Here is a 17,087-nt window from a genome sequence, read left to right on the forward strand (position 1 = left end):
CGCGTCAGGCGGGGCGCTCGGCCAGCGTGCGCAGGGCCGTCATCGACGGCTGGAACAGGTACTCGCCGCCGCGCAGGGTGACGAAGCGCGGCTGCGGCTTGAGGAAGTGGGGCGGGTGGCCCTGGATGGTCATCTTGCCCTCGGTGCCGTGGGGCTCGCCGACCAGGAAGTCCTTGTCGCGGCCGAGCCCGAACGGGTCGCCGTCGTCGATCCAGAGCGCCTGGATCGTCTCGAACTGGCGCCAGATGTCGGCCTGGAAGCAGACGAAGACGAGGCCGCGGTCCACGCCGTCGTCCTCGGTGGCGCCCGGCGCCAGCGGCTTGCCGTAGGCGCGGCCGCGGCGGACGATCCGGTGGCGGTTCGTGAGCCGGCCGTCGAAGAAGCCGGGCGCCTCGCGCGGGTTCGCGCGGCGCACGTGGGCGCCGAGCGGGCACTTCAGGCCGTCGGGGTCGTCGGCGTAGCCGAAGTCGTTGATCCGGTGTTGGTCGGAGGAGACCGAGGCGTCGGGGGAGTCGGGGGAGAGCGCGAGCGGCGTGCCGTCGGGCCAGCGGCCGACGATCTTGGCCGCGAGCTTGCGGGCACCGCCCGGGTAGCGTTCCCCCTCGGCGGCGGTGTAGCGGCGGAACGCGGCGGCGTCCATCGCGAGCTTGCGGTAGACGACGAACGTGCCGTTGCGGTCGAACGGGGCGACCGGCGCTCTCGGCAGCGTGCCGTCCTCGTCCTCGTAGCCGAGCAGGACCTCGCCCGTGGCGAGCTCACGCCAGCCCCCGGCGCCGTCGGGCTGGCCGTCGCCGGGGCGGGGCTCGACGCCGGCGCCGCGCACCGCGGGCTGGGCGATGCCATCGAAGAAGCCGAAGTGGTCGCGGCCGCCGGGCAGCGCCTCGGCCCGCTGGAGGTGCGCGAGCGTGACCGCGTTCTGGTCTGAGTCCTCGCCGATGATCTTCGCCAGCGCCGCGGTCAGGTGCTCCCAGTCGATCGCGTAGACGGTCACCAGGACGTGCGCGGCATCGCTGCCGAGGCCGTCCTCCCACGCGTCCGGCGCGCTCGGGCCGCGGTCGCCGAGATGGTCGGCGCGGGCGGCCATGCCGTCGCGGAACGCGTCCGGGAACGAGGCGAGCACGGCTTCGCTCAGCCCGAGCACCCGCAGGCCCGCGAACGTGAAGGCGACGTTCATCACCGTGGCCGGCGTGCCGCTGCGCCACGGCTCCGCGGTCGCGACCTGCGGCAGCATCCGGCGCATCAGCGCGCGGGCCGCGTCGACATCGACGATCCGCAGGAACAGGTACGCGGCGGCAGGATGCGTGTAGCCGCGCAGGACATTGCCCTGGATGTCGCTGAGGTCGATCTGCGAGGCGCGCGGCTCACGCCGGGGCACGTTGGGCGGGCGGCCGAGCATGCTCAGAACCGCTCCTTGAACCGCGCCTGCAGCTCCGCCGCGGACAGCCCCTGCGCCTCGACCGCGAAGTCGATCACACGCTCGCGCACCGCCAGCGCCTCACGCACCTCGACCACGCTCGCGTCCGGCATCGCCGACCGGAACAGCCCGGCCGGAGCCTGGATCGAGCGCACGAACGCGCGGAACGCGCGCCGGTCCACGCGCCCCGGATAGCCCGCGCAGAGGCCCCACCACTCGTCGCACTCGGGCACCTCGGCGCACAGCCGGTCCAGGTACGGCTCCAGGTCGCCGTCAATCGTGCTCGTGAACACCAGGTGCGTGTGCCGGAGCGTGTCCGTCTTGCGCTGCTTCGGGCCCTGGTGCACGAGCGCGCGGAACAGCTGCACGCGCGCGATGTGCAGCGTGTCGATGCGCGCGAACGGGCTGTCCGCGCCGATCGGCAGCGCCTCCAGGTAGGCCTCGAGCTCGTCCTCGCGGCCGTCCAGCACACGCGCGAACGTGGTCAGCGCGTAGGCGCTGCCGACCCGGTGGCCGCGATCAGAGATGCGCCTGCGCATCCGTCAGGAACCGCTCCCATGCGGCCTTGAACTCGTCCGGCGGCAGGGATGGGTCCAGCGCGTCGAAGCGCTCCTTGACGGCCAGCGCGTTGTTGACCATCCGCGTCGACTCGTCCGCGTGCGCGCAGTAGTAGGTGCCGCCGTCCATCGAGTTCATCGCGATCCACGCCTTCAGCGGCTCCGCGGGCGGCGGCGCCGGGAAACCGGGGCCGCGTCCCCAGGTGACGCGGATGTCCAGCGGGATCACGTACGCGAACGCGTCGATGTAGTGCTGCCAGGGCCCGTCGAAGTTGCTCTCGAAGTACAGGTACTCGTAGTTGAGCTGCTCGTCGTCGAGCCCCGGCACGATCGTCCAGCGGACGAACTTGATGAAGTTGAACTGCAGGATGTGGCGCGCCATGAACGGCAGATGCCGGGTGAGTGGCAGGCCGATGCGCAGGAACCACACCCACTGCGGCCGGATGGGCGTGAAGAGCGTCAGGCCGGTCATCCGGCCGTGGACGTTGCCCATCGCCTACCGGTTCCAGATCTCCTTGCCCTCGGCCTGCCGCTTGACGTGCCGGGGGTTCGCGTACTGCTCGTAGTACTCGATCTCCAGGTGCGAGCACTGGAGCCAGATGCCGGGCAGGTGGAACGGGTCCGTGTGCGCGGGGAACCGGCCGTAGGTCTCCACCAGGTAGCGGCAGATCTCCTTCGTGTACTCGATCGCCTCCGCCGGCGGGTGGCCCGCCGCCTTCATGTAGGTCTCGGCGGTCGCCTTGTCCTTGTAGGACTGGGCGAACACGTCGGCGTTCGTGTACGTGCCCTCGGCGCCGAACTTCTCCTCGAGCACCTGGTCCACGGCCGCGTCCATGTCGCGGACGTAGGGCGGGCACAGGCCTTCGAGCACGCCGTCGATGCCGACGTACGCGGGCTGGGACGCGGGCACCGGCGGCCAGCGCTTGAAGCGGCTGTCGAACGTCTTGCCGGCGTGCTCGCGGAAGCCGAGGCCGAGGATGCCCTTGGCGGGGTCGCGCTGCCAGACGTGCGGGATCATCGGCGCGCCGTGCACCCACGCGCCCAGGCGCAGCGCCTCGGCCGTGAGCATCAGGTTCTGGAACAGGAAGTGCGCCTCGTAGTCGGTGCGCACGGTCGTGATCGAACCCAGCGGCGCGGGCACGTCGACCGACGAGTAACCGCCACGGGCCTGCTTGAGGCCGCCGATCGGCTGGTACGGGATCGGGTCCACGAGGCCGAGCTTGGCCGCGGCCCAGCCCGCCCACTCCATGACGTTCTTCGGGCGGAACGGCTGCCAGTCGTCGATGAACAGCGGCGCCTTGCCCTTGGGCTCGCTCAGGAGGATCAGCAGCACGTTGATGTACTGGCGCGTGTTGTCGACCACCGGCAGGAACTGCGTCGTGCCGGGCGCGTTGGTCATCTGGCCGTTCCAGCCCAGGAAGTACGGCCACTGCTTGTCCGGCATCGAGAAGCGCCCGTCGTAGACCTTGCGCTTGACGGCGGCCGCGAACGAGAGCCAGTCGTCCTCCGTGCGGTCCTCCCAGCGCGGCGGGATCTCCTTGAAGAGGTCCAGCGCCTTCTGGCCGCGGGGGCGCTCGATCAGGAACACGCCCTCGTCGTTGGTCATGAAGAACGACGTGGCCTGCGCGTTGTCGGCGCTCGACGCCGCGCGGCCGGCGACCTCGAGGAACATCGTCCCGAGCTCGGGCGAGCCGTCCGTCTTCTTGGTCGGCCCGTCGTGCATCACCGCCCCGGTGACGCTCGTGGAGGCGATCAGGATCGCTTCCTCCAGCGGCCTCAGCGCCGACGGCGCGTTGGCGCTCGTGTACGGCTGCGCGCCGTGCTCGAGCGACGTGCCCTGCGCGACGCGGCGCGTGCGCCGGTCCTGGATCGCCTGCGCGAACGGGTAGGAGAAGAAGTCGTCGAGACCGGCGTGGCCGGTCTTCGGCTGGTCCTCGGTGGCGCTCATCTAGTTGTGCTTCTCCAGCTCGGCAAGGGCGGTCGGCCACACGTCGCGCTCGGCGTTCGAGCCCAGCCACAGATCCAGGTGCGCGTAGTCCTTGATCACGTCGTGGGAGTAGAGGCTGTTGCCGTGGGCCTTGCGAAGCGTGTCATACGAGCGCTCCAAGCCCTTCGGGACGAACATCTTGTTGTGCTCGCCGGTGATGAAGTTGATCGGGACCTTGAAGTTCTCGAGGTTCGCCCAGTAGGCGTCCTTGCCGCCCGCGTCGCGCGCCTCTGAGGCGCGGATCATCAGCGAGATGTGCTCGAAGAACGTCAGGTTGCCGCCGCCGAAGAAGCCCGGCACGGCCGTCTCCATCGTCGGGCGGTTGATGTTCTCGTAGTCGTAGACGTCGCCGTAGATGAAGTAGATCCGGCGCGCGATCGGCGTGTTGTAGATGTGCTTGAACGGCACGACCCGCATCAGGGCCTCGATCGCCTTGCCGTCCCAGCGCTTCGGGTCGTACTCGACGTCGAGGAACTTGACCCCGAGCGACTTGAGCAGCGTCGCCATCCGCACCCAGGCGCGAGCCTGGTTGCCGGGCGTCGGGATCGGGTTGCCGGCGAGGCTGGAGAAGGTCGCACTGCGGACACCTTCCATCCCGGAGCCCATCGCCATGAACAGCGAGAGGCCGCCGACGCAGTGCCCGAAGACCTGCACGGTGTCCTGCCCGGTCTGCTCACGCACGGTCTGCACCGCCGCGGGCCAGTCACGCGTGGCGATGTCGTCGACGGTGAACTGCGTGCGGCTGGCCGGCAGCTCCGGGCTGGCCCGGTAGTCCAGCAGCCAGACGTCGTAGCCGTGCTCGCCCAGGTACTGGACCCAGTTCTTGGGCACGGTGTCGATGGCGAACGCGCTGGCGGCGTTGCCGTAGCCCGGCGCCATGACGATCGGGCCCTTGGTGCCGAACTGGTGGCGGGTCAGACGAATCTCGGTGCCGTCTGAAGTGGGAACGGAATGTGTCTCGGTCAAGTGTCTGCGTGTTCTATCCGCGCTCGGCAGCCGAATGCAAGGGCCGAACGGTCAGGGAGGTATTCACACACGGACGCTCAGACCGGTTAGAACCTTCCCATGCAAGCTGCCATGGACCGGCTCGAGCGCCTCATCGCTCGCCACCGACGCCTCGTCCTGATCGTCTGGCTGGCCATCGTCGTCGTCTCCGTACCGTTCGCCGGACGGCAGACGGAGAACCTCACCGGCGGCGGGTTCGAGAGCAAGGGCTCGGGCTCGCAGCTCGTCTCCGAGGCCTCGGAGCGAGACTTCGGGCGGCCGGGCGAGTCGCTCGCGGTGGTCTTCGACAACCGCGACGGTGACGCCGCCAAGCTCGCCGCGGCGGTCGACCGCGTCGAGCGCGACGGGTTCAAGGACGTCGAGGCGGTGCGCCTGGAGCCGCAGGCCGCCGAGGCCGCGCGCGCCTCGACCGAGCCGGTCGTGATCATGCCGCTCGTCGTCGAGGGCGACCGCGACGAGGCCGTGGACGCCGCAACGGTGATGCGCGAGAACCTGCACGCGGGCGAGGCGGGCGACGACCTCCCGGTCCACCTGGTCGGGCAGAGCGCGCTGTGGGCGGGCATCCAGGAGCTCTCGAAGGAGGACCTCGAGCAGGCGGAGCTCTTCGGGCTGCCGATCGTGCTGATCATCCTGCTGATCGTCTTCGGCTCGCTCGCCGCCGCGGCGCTCCCGCTCGCGCTGGGCGTCGCCTCGGTGGTCGTCACCGGCGCGATCATCTTCTTCCTCTCGCAGGTCTACGGCATGTCGACCTTCGTGACCAACATGGCCTCGATGCTCGGCATCGGCGTGGCGGTGGACTACTCGCTGTTCATCCTCGCCCGCTACCGGGAGGAGCTCGCGGAAGGGCACTCGGCCGACGACGCGCGCGCGGTGGCGCTGCGCACGTCGGGCATGGCGGTCGCGTTCAGCGGCGTGACCGTGATCGTCGCGCTCGCCGGCCTGTTCCTGATCGACGCGACCGTCGTGCGCTCGATGGCGGTCGGCGCGATCGTGGTCGTCGGCATCGCCGTCCTGGCCGCGGTGACGCTGCTGCCGGCGCTGATCGCGGCGCTCGGGCACCGCGTGAGCGAGCCGGGGAAGGTCATTGGCAAGCTGCGCCGCAAGCGCGCGCCCAAGCCGGGCCCGGGGTTCTGGGAGCGCTGGACGGCGATGCTGATGCGCCGGCCACTGCCGTTCGCGCTCGCCGCGACCGCGATCATGCTCGCGATCGCCTCGCCCGCGCTGGTGATGAAGGAGAACACCGCGGCGATCGCGATGTTCCCGAAGGACTTCGAGACCCGCGTCGGCTTCGATCTCGCAGCGGGGCAGCTCGGTGGGCCGGGCGCGCTCGGGCAGGTCGAGCTGCTCGCGGACTTCCGCGGGCCCGCGGACCAGGCGGCGCTTGGGCCGTTCGTCGACGAGCTCAAGGAGCTCCCCAACGTGCAAGCGGTCGCCGACCCGGTGCTCTCCAAGGACGGGACGAAGGCGCTGATCCTGATCACGCCCCAGCTCTCGCCTGAGAACGAAGCGACGGTCCTGCTCGTGAAACGCCTCCGCGGCCTGCTGCCGCCGACCGGCGGTGAGCTGCACGTCGGCGGGCCGACGGCGCAGAACCTCGACGACACCGCGGTCATCTCCGGCTCGCTGTGGAAGGTCGCGCTGTTCGTGGTGGTGCTGAGCTTCCTCGTGCTGCTCGTCGTGCTGCGCAGCGTGGTGCTGCCGATCAAGGCCGTGCTGATGAACGCGCTCTCGGTCGCCGCGTCCTACGGCGTGCTGGTCATGGTCTTCCAGTGGGGCTGGTTCGACTCCGTGACCGGCTTCGAGTCGCTCGGCTACGTGCAGGCGATCACGCCGGCGCTCCTACTGGCGGTGGTCTTCGGCCTGAGCATGGATTATGAGGTCTTCATGCTCTCGCGGATCAAGGAGCGCTACCACGCGACCGGGGACACGCAGCAGGCGGTGTCCCAGGGGCTGGCGGCGAGCGCGAAGACGATCTCGTCGGCGGCGCTGATCATGGTCGCCGTGTTCGCGATCTTCGCCGGCACGGGCGTGCCGCAGGTCAAGGAGATCGGGGTCGGGTTGGCGGTGGCGATCGCGCTGGACGCGACGATCGTGCGGCTGGTCCTCGTGCCTACGACGATGCAGTTGATGGGCGACAAGAACTGGTGGATCCCGCAGTGGCTGGACCGGATCCTGCCGGACATGGACTTCGAGTCCTCCGAGCCTTCCCCCAAGCAGACGACGGAAGAGGTGGTTTCGACCGCATGACCAAGACCGTGCTGATCACTGGCTGCTCATCGGGCATCGGGCGAGCGACGGCCGAGGTGCTGGCCGCGAACGACTTCGAGGTCTACGCCACCGCGCGCCGGACCGAGTCGATCGCCGACCTCGAGGCGAAGGGCTGCAAGACGCTGGCGCTGGACGTCACGAGCGAGGAGTCGATGGTCGCGGCGGTCGAGGCGATCCCGCAGGGCATCGACGCGCTCGTCAACAACGCGGGCATCCAGGAGGTCGGCGCGATCGAGAGCGTGCCGATGGACCGCGTGCGCGGGCTGTTCGAGACCAACGTCTTCGGCCCGATCCGCCTGACGCAGCTCGTGCTGCCGCAGATGCGCGAGCGCGGCGCGGGGACGATCCTCACGGTCGGCTCGATGAACGGCAAGTTCACCTGGCCGGGCACCGGCTACTACTGCGGGACCAAGCACGCGCTGGAGGCGATCAGCGACGCGCTGCGCTATGAGACGCGCCCGTTCGGCGTCCGGACCGTGCTCGTCGAGCCGGGCTTCGTGAAGACGCCGCTGGGCAAGACCGCGGTCGGGCGCCGGATCCAGGAGGCCGGGCCCTACACCACGTTCAACGACGAGGTGGCCGAGGTCACGTCGAGCTACACCACGGGCGCGCTGGGGATGCTGGCGTGCAGCGCCGAGGCCGTCGGGGAGACGATCCTGAAGGCGCTCACGTCGGACCGGCCGCGGGCCCGCTACCGGGTCGCGCCGTCGGCCGGGCTCTTCATGACGCTGCGCAAGGTCCTGCCGGACGCGGGCTTCGACGCCCTCCTGCGCTCACAGATGCCCAAGCCCAAGCCCTAATCAGAGGTTGCGCTTGAAGAAGTCGACGATCTCCTCCGTCTCGGCGGACACGTAGCGGTAGCCGTCGTAGCGGCCGCTGGAGGGGTAGTGCACGACCGGCCCGTCGAGGGTCGGCGTGCCCTCCGCGAAGCCCAGGACGTCGACCATCGTGCCCCAGCGGTCGCCGGTGCCCTGGACGTACTTGACGATCGTGGAGCCCAGCCGTTTGGCCGGCTCGCCCGGGTCCTGCACGCTCGGCGGCGGCGTCCTGGTCGCCCGGTAGATCAGCTCGATCGGGGCGACGATCAACGGCCCGAAGACGCCGAACTGGTCCAGCGCGAAGTTGTTGTTGAACGTCGTCACCTTGGCCGGCTGCACGGCCAGGATGGCCTTGATCGGCTGGCACTCGGGCGCGCCGTAGAGCGCGATCGTGCCGCCCATCGAGATGCCGATCGAGCCGATCCGCTCACCGTCGACGTCGGCCCGCGTGCGCAGGTAGTTGACCGCGCCCACGAAGTCGTTCTTCTCCAGCGGCCCGAACGACACGAGGCCCTTGCCCTTCTGGCTCTCGCCGTGGCGGCGGACGTCATAGAGCAGGACGCTGTAGCCCGCGTCGTGCAGCGCCTTCGTGGCGGGCAGGAAGTCCACGTCGCGGTCGTCGAGCGGCGCCTTGCCGGCGACGTTGCCGAGCCGGTTCCACATCCAGCCGTGCACGAACACGATCGCGGGCTTGGGCCCTTCCCCCTCGGCGGGGACGAACCAGCCCTTGATGCCGACGCCGTCGGAGGCCGGGAACGCGATCGGCTCGTAGGCCAGCCCCACCTCGGCGGGCGTACGCGAAACCGGCTCGCGGCGGGAGAAGAGCATCAGCTGCGTCAGTTTCAACAGGCGCTTCATACGTGCGACCCAACCACGTTCAGCGCCGCTTGCCAACCCTCGCGAGGGTGGATCGCGTCATCCGTTCGGTCCGCCGGTGAGCAGATAGGCCTGCTCGCCGTCGATCACCACGGTCGCGGACTCGAGCTCGGCCGGCGAGGACAGCGCGGCACGCTTCTCGAGCTGTGCGAGCTGCTCCACTTCGACCCGCCCGTGCCCGGGCGCCTTGGTCGTAGAGCTGGCGGCGGATGCCGTCGGTGACGGCCTCGGTCAGCGCTTCGGTGTCTTCGGCGTAGTGCACGAACGCGGTGAGCCGTTTGGCCTCGCTCTCGTACGGCAGCCGGAGCACGGTCGCGGCGCAGCGGGCGGCGACGGCCGCCGCGCGGTCAGCCAGGGCAAGGTCCGGCTGTGTGGTAGCCGGATCGGCGTCGGCATCGAGCAGCCGGGTGGCGTTGTCCAGCGACTCGAGGGCGATCTTCTTGGCCCGAGCGTGCGCGGCCATGGCGCTCTGGCGGTCGTTGGCGCTCATCTCCTCGCCGGCTGCGACGTGCCGCTCGACCAGCGCGAGGTCATCGACGATCGTCGCGAGCTCGGCCCGCCGGTCCGCGAGCTCGCGCTCCCTGAGGTCGTCGACCCCGGCTTCGAGCTGGCCGAGCTTGCCGCTGATCTCCACGAGGTAGTGCTGCTGGGTGGCGATCGCCATCGCCTGCCAGGCGACGGCGGCGCCGGCGGCGCCCGCCTTCGCCACCTGCGCGCCCTTGCGCGGGTCGGGCAGGTCGCTGATGCCGATGTCCGTGACCTTGCGACCGCTCGTGGCGTCGCGCACGGTGGCCAGCGTGCGACCGTCCTTGGTCTCGAAGAGCTTGTACTTGCCGGAGGCGAGCCCGCGGCGGACCTCGTCCGACGGATTCAGCTGGACGACCCATTCCGGGTTCTTGCCGCGCAGCCACCGCACGGCGTCCTTGGGGGCGGACAGCTTCGCCAGCTCGCGCAGGCCTTCGGCGGCGCCGGGCGGGAGCAGCGTGCCGTGCCGGCGCGCGTGGACGAGCTGGGCCGAGCTCGCCCGCTCCGGCGTCGCGACGAGCTCCGTCGACAGGTCGTCACTCACGGATCTGGACGTTACTGTCCGTGGCGTGGAGCCAGTCGTGATCGCTGCCGGAGCACGCTCGCCGATCGGCAAGTTCAATGGCGCGCTGGCGAGGGTGGACGCCGTGGAGCTCGGTGCGCACGCCGTCCGGGCGGCGCTGGAGCGGACCGACCTGGAGCCCGACTACATCGCGGTCGGCAACGTCCTGCAGGCCGCGAACGGGCAGAACCCGGGGCGGCGGGCCGCGCTGGCCGGCGGCGTCGGGCGGACCGTGCCCGGGATCACGCTCAATGACGTGTGCCTGGCGAGCATGAGCGCGGTGGCGATGGCCGCGGCGATGATCCGCGCGGGGGAGGCGACCACGGTGCTCGCCGGCGGGTTCGACTCGATGACGCGCGCGCCGCACGCCCTCCATCTGCGTCCCGGGACGAAGATGGGCGACACACCGATGACCGACGTGATGGTCCACGACGGGCTGTACTGCTCGATCGCCGACGAAGGCATGGGCGGCATGTCCGACGCGGAGAACGCGCGGCTCGGGGTCACCCGTCAGGCGCAGGACCGGCTCGCGGCCGCTTCGCACGCGCGGGCGCTCGCCGGCCGCGACCGGCTGGCCGAGGAGATCGTGCCGATCGCGGGCCTGACGCACGACGAGGGCGTGCGCGAGACCAGCTACGAGACGCTCGCGGCGCTCAGGCCCGCGTTCACCGCCGACGGCACGATCACCGCCGGCAACGCCTCGCAGGTCTCCGACGGGGCGGCGGCCGCGGTCATCACCACGGCGGACCGGGCGAGCGACCCGCTGGCCGAGATCGTCGGTCGCGCGGTCGTCGCCGGCCCGGACTCGACGCTGCACCTGCGCCCCGCCGAGGCCTCGCGCCTGCTCCTCGACCGCCACGGCCTCACGCCCGCCGACGTCGACCTGTGGGAGATCAACGAGGCCTTCGCCGGCGTCGTCATCGCCTCCGCGGACGCGCTGGAGCTCGACCTCGAGCGCGTGAACGTCAACGGCGGCGCGGTCGCGATCGGCCACCCGCTCGCGGGCTCCGGCCTGCGCCTCGTGCTCACGCTCGCCTACGAGCTGCGCCGGCGCGGGGGAGGCGTCGGCGTCGCCACGCTGTGCGGCGGCGGTGGCCAGGGCGAAGCGATCCTGCTGCGCGCGTGAGCGACGTCGCCGTCATCGGGGCGGGGCCGTACGGGCTCGCGACCGCGAAGGCGCTGCGCGACCGCGGGCTCTCCGTGCGCGTGTACGGCAAGCCGATGGGCTTCTGGCGCGACCACATGCCCGACGGGATGCTGCTGCGCAGCGGCCCCGACTGGCACATGGACCCCGCGGGCGAGCTGACGTTCCGCGCGTTCTGCGCTGACCCGCCGGACCCGATCCCGCTCCCGCTGTTCCTCGACTACGCGCGGTGGTTCCAGGCGCAGGCCGGGATCGAGGTGATCGAGGAGGAGCTGCACGCGCTCCCCGATGCGCGCTTCGTGGTCGCCGCGCCCGGCGTCGGGTACTTCCAGCACCGGCCGGAGTGGGCGACGGACGAGGTCCACACCGTCGACTACGTGGACTTCGCCGACGCGTCCGGCGCGGAGTACCTGATCGTCGGCGGACGCCAGTCGGCGTACGAGACCGCCGCGCTCCTCCTCGAGCACGGCGCCGCACGCGTGGACCTCGTGCACCGGCACGCGCCGCCGCGGTTCGCCGAGGCGAGCTGGGACTTCGTCGACCAGCACGTGCAGGCCACGCTCGACACGCCCGGCTACTGGCGCCGGCTGCCGGAGGCCGGCCGTGAGGCGATCGCCCGCCGCTTCTGGGAGGTCGGGCGGCTCACGCTCGAGCCGTGGCTCGCCCCGCGGGTCGTGGACGCGCACGTCCACATCGGCGAGGCGCACATGTCCGCGGACGGACACGTGGCACTCAGCGACGGAACGCGGCTGCGCCCGGACCGGATCGTGCTCGCGACGGGCTACAAGGCCGACCTGAGCCGCGTCCCGTACCTGCCGCCGCTCGCCACACCCGCGCTCGACGAGCACATGCAGTCCGTCGCCCGGCCGGGCCTGTATCTGCCCGGTTTCACGGCGACTGCCGACTTTGGACCGTTTTTCGGCTTTGTGAGGGGCGCTCCGGCCGCCGCCACGCTCATCGCTCGGGCGATATCGAAACATTGAGCAGTCAGTAGTTTACGGACGAAGGGGTCCGCTTTAGGCTCGCGCCTCTCTCTCGCTCGATCGCTCACAAGGGGCACGGATGCAAACGGCAATGAATCGACTCTCGGCGTTCGTGCGCGTGCGCCGAAAACTCGTCCTGTTCGGATGGCTCGCGCTGATCGTCGCGTCCGTCCCGTTCGCGAGCCAGCAGACCAAGCACCTGACCAGCGGCGGCTTCGAGGTCCCGGGCAGCGGCTCGCAGATCGTCGACGAAGACATCGCCCGCTTCGAAGGGCAGCAGGGGAACGGGCTGGCCATCGTCCTCGAGAGCAAGGGCGGCACCGCCGAGCAGATGGGGGCCGCGGTCTCCTGGGTGACGCAGATCGCGACGGGCATCGAGCACTCTGGCATCACCCCCGAGGCCGTCCAGGCGGCTGACAAGGCCGCGGCGACGCAGCCGGTGGTCGTCATCCCGCTCATCGCCGAAGGCGTCAACGACGACATCCTCGCCGCCGCCAAGGAGTACCGCGAGGAGCTCGAGGTCGGCGCGCCCGTGGACGGCGTTCAGCGCTACGTCGTCGGCCAGCAGGCGCTGTGGGCCGGCATGCAGGAGCTCCAGAAGGAGGACCTCGAGAAGGCTGAGACCTCCGGCTTCCCCGCGATCCTGATCGTGCTGCTCGCCGTCTTCGGCACCGTGCTGGCGGCGCTGCTGCCCGCCGGGCTCGCCGTCGCCGCCGTGCTCGTCACCGGCGCGATCATCTACCTGCTCAGCCTCGCGATCACGATGTCGGTGTTCGTCACGAACATCACCTCGATGCTCGGCATCGGCGTGGCCGTCGACTACAGCCTGTTCGTCCTCAGCCGCTATCGCGAGGAGCTGCACGCCGGCAAGGACCGCGCCGCCGCGCTGGACACCGCGATGCGGACCTCCGGCGCGACCGTCGTCTTCTCCGGCGTGACCGTCATCGTCAGCCTCGCCGGCCTGTTCCTCCTGAACTCGACCGCGATGCGCTCGCTCGCGATCGGCGCGATCACCGTGGTCGCGATCTCGATCGCCGGCGCCGTCACGCTGCTGCCCGCGCTGATCAGCTGGGCCGGCCCGCGCGTCGAGGGCCGCGGCAAGATCGTCAGCTTCACCGGCGGCCTGTACCGCCGCGTGCGCCCGCTGAAGGCCAAGCCGCCCGGCACGCCGACGTTCTGGGAGCGCTGGACGACCGCCGTGATGAAGCGCTCGGCGCTGAGCGCGATCCTCGCCGCCGCCGTCCTGCTCGCGCTCGCGATCCCCGCGCTCTCGCTCGACTTCGGCAACGGCGCGCTGCGCCAGTTCCCCGAGGGCCACGAGACCCGCGTCGGCTTCGAGCTCGCCGCGACCCAGATCCCGGCCGGTGAGAGCGCGCCGCTGCAGATCGTCGTCGACGCCGGCGGCCCGATCGGCCCCGAGCAGGCCAAGCTCGACGCCTACGCCGCGCAGCTCAAGGACACGGACGGCGTCACCCGCGTCGAGGGCCCGATCCTCTCCACGGACGGCGAGGCCGCGCTGATCAAGGTCGTGCCGACCGAGGACCCGGAGGCCGACTCGACCAACGCGCTGATCAAGACGCTGCGCGAGGAGGGCGGGCGCGCGTCCGGGGCGAGCACGATCGGCACGCTCAACGTCGGCGGCTACAGCGGCCAGCAGGTGGACTTCACGGCGCTGGTCTCCGAGAACCTCTGGAAGATCTTCCTGTTCGTGATGATCTGCAGCTACCTCGTGCTGCTGGTCGTCCTGCGCAGCGTGATCCTGCCGCTGAAGGCGGTGCTGATGAACCTGCTGACGATCGGCGCCGCGTACGGCGTGCTCGTCATGTTCTTCCAGTACGGCTGGTTCGACTGGACCGGCTACGAGGCCCGGGGCTACATCAACGTCGTCTCGCCACCGCTGCTGCTGGCGATCGTCTTCGGGCTCAGCATGGACTACGAGGTCTTCCTGCTGTCCCGGATCCGTGAGCGCTACCTCGCGACGGGCGACAACCGCCGCTCGGTCGCCGAGGGCCTGCAGGGCAGCGCGAAGGTGATCACGAGCGCCGCGGTGATCATGGTCGTCGTCTTCGCGATCTTCGCGACGACCGGCGTGCCGCAGATCAAGGAGATCGGCCTGGGCCTCGCCGTGGCCATCGCCCTCGACGCCACGCTCGTCCGGCTCGTGCTGGTGCCGGCGACGATGGAGCTGATGGGCGACTGGAACTGGTGGGTGCCCAAGTGGCTGGACCGGCGCCTGCCCAACGCCGACTTCGAGTCCGACACCATCGACGAGGAGCTCGCCCATGCCCACGCGTGAGGTCGAGCAGCGCGCGTTCCTGGAGACCTACTGGCGCTGCCTGATGGTGGAGCACGACTGGGAGACGTTCGCGTCGATCGTGCATCCGGACTGCGTCGTGCACTACCCCGGCAACCACTTCCTGTCCGGCGATCACGTCGGGCGCGAGGCGGTCGTACGTCTGTATCAGAACCTCACCAAGCTCGGCCCGGCCACGGGCGCGTTCATCGGTGAGCTGCACGACACTGTCCATTCGGACTCGCATTGCTGTGCCCTGGTCAAGTACAAGATCGTCGTGGGACCGGGCATGGAGATCGAAGGCGACGCGGTGGGTGTCTTCCACCTCCAGGACGGTCAGATGACGGAGTACTGGCTTTTGGAGCGCGACCAGAAGATGATCAACGACATCTTCAACATGGGTGGCAAGGCGCTTCTCGCGGGCGGCGCGAAGACGAACATGGCGTTGGGGGCGGGAACGCACCCGCTGGCCCTGGCCCGGACGTTGCGCCGAGTCGCCCGCATCAAGCGCGGAAAGAACAAGAGGATGCTCTGATGGCAGCAGGCCTGACCCAGATGGCGCGCAGTGCCCCGGCGGCGGCGCGCGGTGAGCGACCCGTCACGACGTACAAGGAAGACCTGATCACGGCCGCGCTGACGATCTGGCCGATCACGGCCATGTTCTTCGACGGCCGCGGCCACAACAACGAGACGGGCCAGGAGTCGTTCTTCTCGCTCGCCCACCTGTTCCTGTACGCGGGGATGACGGCGGTGGGCCTCTGGGTCGGCCTGCTCGTCACGCGCTACCAGCTCGCGGCCGGCGCGGACCCCCGCAAGTCGCTGATCCCCGACCTGAAGGCGATCCCGGTCGGCTACGGCGTGGCCATCCTCGGCCTGCTCACGCTCGCCCTGGGCGGCCCGACCGACTTCATCTGGCACTCGGCGTACGGGTTCGAGGTCGGCGTGGACGCGATCTACTCACCGCCCCACCTGCTGCTGTTCTTCGGCGGCCTGCTGGTCTCCTCGACCGGCATCCGCTCGATGTGGGCCAAGCAGGACGTCGTCCTGGACTTCAAGGGCTTCGCGCCCGTGCTGCTGAGCACGACGCTGTTCATCGGCGTCTCCGGCTTCATCACGATGTACCTGTCGGCGTTCATGACCAACGTCACGCCGACGAGCGACTTCGTGGCCGACTACCAGGACAAGTCGCGCTTCCTGGACGACTTCAACGACCAGTCGCAGTCGCTGAACGCGGGCCTGACGGGCTACGGCGACGGGCAGTGGCCGTACTACTACTACTCCGCCAGCCACGGCATCGCGTCGATGATCATCACGACGCTGATCCTGCTCGGCCCGGCGCTGCTGCTCCTGCGCCGCTGGCGCGTGCCGTTCGGCGCCTTCACGCTGATCTTCACGGGCTACGGGCTGCTCGCGAGCATCATGACCGAGTACCGCGACTGGCCGCTGATCCTGCCGCTCTTCCTCACGGGCCTGGCGATCGACCTCGTCCAGCGCCGCTCGGGCGAGGAACGCCTGACGCTGGGCGGGATCCGCACGGCCGGCCCGATCGCGGCGGCCGTGCTGTGGATCTCCTACTACGCCACGCTGGCGGTCCACAAGGGCATCGGCTGGGAGCCGACGCTGTGGGTGGGTGCGCTGATGGTGGGCGTGCTGGCGGGCTTCGGCGTCGCCTTCCTGATCGCGCCGCCGTCCTACGGCCCGCGCCTCGTCGACGCCTCCGACGGCTAGAGGTTCGACACGAAGAACCCCGCTACGTCAGCGACTTCCTCGTTGACGTAGCGGTACCCCTCGTAGCGCCCGCCGGACGCGTAGTGGATCACGCCGAGCGAGCTCGGCGTGACCGCGGACATCGCCTCCACGTCGGCCATCTCGCCCCACTGGTCACCCGTGCCCTGCACGTACTGGACGACCGTGGCGCCGAGCCGGCGCGCCGGGACGCTCGGGTCGTGGTCCTTGAGGAGCGGCGCGCGCAGCAGCCGGTAGATCGGGTCGACGGGCTTGAGCATCGCCGGGCCCATCCGCCCGAACGTGTCGAGCGCGAAGTTGCGGTTGAAGTGCGGGACGATCGCGGGCTGGATCGCGAGGATCGCCTTCACGGGCTGGTCCTCCGGCGTGCCGTAGAGCGCCGTGTTGGCGCCCATCGAGCAGCCGAGCGCACCGATCCGGGCGGGGTCGACGTCCCCCCGCGAGCGCAGGTAGGCGAGCGCGCCGCGGTAGTCGAGCGCCTCGTTGGGCCCGTAGGTCACGGGTACCTTGCGCGCGCTCTCACCGTGGTTGCGCAGGTCGAACAGCAGCACGTGGTAGCCCGCGGCGTGCAGCGCCCGGGTGGCCGGCAGGAACTCGACGTCCTTGTCGGCGAGCGGCACCTGCCCGCCGACGTTGCCCAGCCGGTTCCACAACCAGCCGTGGATGAACACGACCACGGGTCCGGGCGCTGACAAACCGCTCGGGATGAACCAGCCCCGTAGATCGAGCCCGTCGACGGAGGTGAAGCGCACGTCCTCGTACTCCAGGCCGACCGCGGCGGGCGTCGTGTGCAGCGGCGCACGCCGCCCGGCGAGCATCAGCTTGGTGAGGATCATCGGCTTCAGCGGGCCCGCGGAAGCGGCACCGCGGGGGCGCGTGGCGGTGGTCGTCAATGTGCGTTCCCTCGCG

At 70.4% G+C, this 17,087-nt stretch carries 15 protein-coding genes; 7 read left to right on the plus strand and 8 right to left on the minus strand.

The window, feature by feature from the left end:
* Positions 1 to 4 precede the first annotated feature (4 nt).
* From OJ997_RS09235 to OJ997_RS09255, 5 genes are read right to left on the minus strand one after another with little or no spacing between them, the layout of a single operon-like run.
* The gene (locus tag OJ997_RS09235; RefSeq protein ID WP_270024790.1) at positions 5 to 1,396 is read right to left on the minus strand and encodes a Dyp-type peroxidase; all 1,392 of its coding nucleotides are present in this window, start codon (positions 1,394 to 1,396) and stop codon (positions 5 to 7) included.
* A gap of 2 nt (positions 1,397 to 1,398) precedes the next feature.
* A complete protein-coding gene (locus OJ997_RS09240; RefSeq protein WP_270024791.1) occupies positions 1,399 to 1,953 on the minus strand; it encodes a hypothetical protein in 555 nt (184 codons plus the stop codon).
* Positions 1,934 to 2,464, minus strand: a complete 531-nt coding sequence (locus tag OJ997_RS09245) for a hypothetical protein (protein ID WP_270024792.1) — start codon at positions 2,462 to 2,464, stop codon at positions 1,934 to 1,936. Before OJ997_RS09245 ends, OJ997_RS09240 begins: the two co-directional genes overlap by 20 nt.
* Before the next feature lie 3 nt (positions 2,465 to 2,467).
* Positions 2,468 to 3,919, minus strand: coding sequence for a hypothetical protein (locus tag OJ997_RS09250; protein WP_270024793.1), 1,452 nt, complete (start codon positions 3,917 to 3,919; stop codon positions 2,468 to 2,470).
* On the minus strand, positions 3,920 to 4,924 hold the full coding sequence (locus OJ997_RS09255) for an alpha/beta hydrolase (protein ID WP_270024794.1): 1,005 nt from the start codon (positions 4,922 to 4,924) through the stop codon (positions 3,920 to 3,922).
* A 99-nt stretch (positions 4,925 to 5,023) separates the two neighbouring features.
* On the opposite strand from OJ997_RS09255, the gene OJ997_RS09260 reads away from it, so the two are divergent.
* The gene (locus OJ997_RS09260) at positions 5,024 to 7,210 is read left to right on the plus strand and encodes an MMPL family transporter (protein ID WP_270024795.1); all 2,187 of its coding nucleotides are present in this window, start codon (positions 5,024 to 5,026) and stop codon (positions 7,208 to 7,210) included.
* Positions 7,207 to 8,031 (plus strand): SDR family NAD(P)-dependent oxidoreductase, encoded by an 825-nt coding sequence (locus tag OJ997_RS09265; RefSeq protein ID WP_270024796.1) that lies wholly within the window; start codon positions 7,207 to 7,209, stop codon positions 8,029 to 8,031. Before OJ997_RS09260 ends, OJ997_RS09265 begins: the two co-directional genes overlap by 4 nt.
* Here OJ997_RS09265 and OJ997_RS09270 read toward each other — a convergent pair whose 3' ends face one another.
* Positions 8,032 to 8,895: an alpha/beta hydrolase gene (locus OJ997_RS09270; protein ID WP_270024797.1), complete on the minus strand. Its 864-nt coding sequence runs from the start codon at positions 8,893 to 8,895 to the stop codon at positions 8,032 to 8,034.
* A gap of 31 nt (positions 8,896 to 8,926) precedes the next feature.
* On the minus strand, positions 8,927 to 9,994 hold the full coding sequence (locus OJ997_RS09275) for a hypothetical protein (protein WP_270024798.1): 1,068 nt from the start codon (positions 9,992 to 9,994) through the stop codon (positions 8,927 to 8,929).
* A 25-nt stretch (positions 9,995 to 10,019) separates the two neighbouring features.
* On the opposite strand from OJ997_RS09275, the gene OJ997_RS09280 reads away from it, so the two are divergent.
* The 5 genes from OJ997_RS09280 (at position 10,020) to OJ997_RS09300 (ending at position 16,160) form a co-directional block, all read left to right on the plus strand.
* Entirely contained in the window at positions 10,020 to 11,138 is a 1,119-nt protein-coding gene (locus OJ997_RS09280) for an acetyl-CoA C-acyltransferase (RefSeq protein ID WP_270024799.1), read from the plus strand.
* Entirely contained in the window at positions 11,135 to 12,139 is a 1,005-nt protein-coding gene (locus OJ997_RS09285; RefSeq protein WP_270024800.1) for an NAD(P)-binding protein, read from the plus strand. The genes OJ997_RS09280 and OJ997_RS09285 overlap by 4 nt, the downstream gene beginning before the upstream one ends.
* 91 nt (positions 12,140 to 12,230) lie before the next feature.
* On the plus strand, positions 12,231 to 14,435 hold the full coding sequence (locus tag OJ997_RS09290) for an MMPL family transporter (protein ID WP_270024801.1): 2,205 nt from the start codon (positions 12,231 to 12,233) through the stop codon (positions 14,433 to 14,435).
* Positions 14,422 to 14,967 carry a nuclear transport factor 2 family protein gene (locus OJ997_RS09295; protein ID WP_270024802.1) on the plus strand — a complete coding sequence of 182 codons (546 nt, stop codon included), beginning with the start codon at positions 14,422 to 14,424 and terminating at the stop codon, positions 14,965 to 14,967. Before OJ997_RS09290 ends, OJ997_RS09295 begins: the two co-directional genes overlap by 14 nt.
* On the plus strand, positions 14,967 to 16,160 hold the full coding sequence (locus OJ997_RS09300; protein WP_270024803.1) for a hypothetical protein: 1,194 nt from the start codon (positions 14,967 to 14,969) through the stop codon (positions 16,158 to 16,160). The genes OJ997_RS09295 and OJ997_RS09300 overlap by 1 nt, the downstream gene beginning before the upstream one ends.
* On the opposite strand, the gene OJ997_RS09305 is transcribed toward OJ997_RS09300, so the two are convergent.
* Complete coding sequence (locus OJ997_RS09305) at positions 16,157 to 17,071, minus strand: alpha/beta hydrolase (protein WP_270024804.1); 915 nt, start codon at positions 17,069 to 17,071, stop codon at positions 16,157 to 16,159. The genes OJ997_RS09300 and OJ997_RS09305 overlap by 4 nt on opposite strands.
* Positions 17,072 to 17,087 lie beyond the last annotated feature (16 nt).

Origin of the sequence: Solirubrobacter phytolaccae (assembly GCF_027587195.1) — a bacterium.
GTDB classification, from domain to species: Bacteria; Actinomycetota; Thermoleophilia; order Solirubrobacterales; family Solirubrobacteraceae; genus Solirubrobacter; species Solirubrobacter phytolaccae.

Bases quoted from the DNA above. Each gene is read 5' to 3' on its own strand.
- OJ997_RS09235 (WP_270024790.1), bottom strand. From the start codon at position 1,396: ATGCTCGGCCGCCCGCCCAACGTGCCCCGGCGTGAGCCGCGCGCCTCG.
- OJ997_RS09240 (WP_270024791.1), bottom strand. From the start codon at position 1,953: ATGCGCAGGCGCATCTCTGATCGCGGCCACCGGGTCGGCAGCGCCTAC.
- OJ997_RS09245 (WP_270024792.1), bottom strand. From the start codon at position 2,464: ATGGGCAACGTCCACGGCCGGATGACCGGCCTGACGCTCTTCACGCCC.
- OJ997_RS09250 (WP_270024793.1), bottom strand. From the start codon at position 3,919: ATGAGCGCCACCGAGGACCAGCCGAAGACCGGCCACGCCGGTCTCGAC.
- OJ997_RS09260 (WP_270024795.1), top strand. From the start codon at position 5,024: ATGCAAGCTGCCATGGACCGGCTCGAGCGCCTCATCGCTCGCCACCGA.
- OJ997_RS09265 (WP_270024796.1), top strand. From the start codon at position 7,207: ATGACCAAGACCGTGCTGATCACTGGCTGCTCATCGGGCATCGGGCGA.
- OJ997_RS09290 (WP_270024801.1), top strand. From the start codon at position 12,231: ATGAATCGACTCTCGGCGTTCGTGCGCGTGCGCCGAAAACTCGTCCTG.
- OJ997_RS09295 (WP_270024802.1), top strand. From the start codon at position 14,422: ATGCCCACGCGTGAGGTCGAGCAGCGCGCGTTCCTGGAGACCTACTGG.
- OJ997_RS09300 (WP_270024803.1), top strand. From the start codon at position 14,967: ATGGCAGCAGGCCTGACCCAGATGGCGCGCAGTGCCCCGGCGGCGGCG.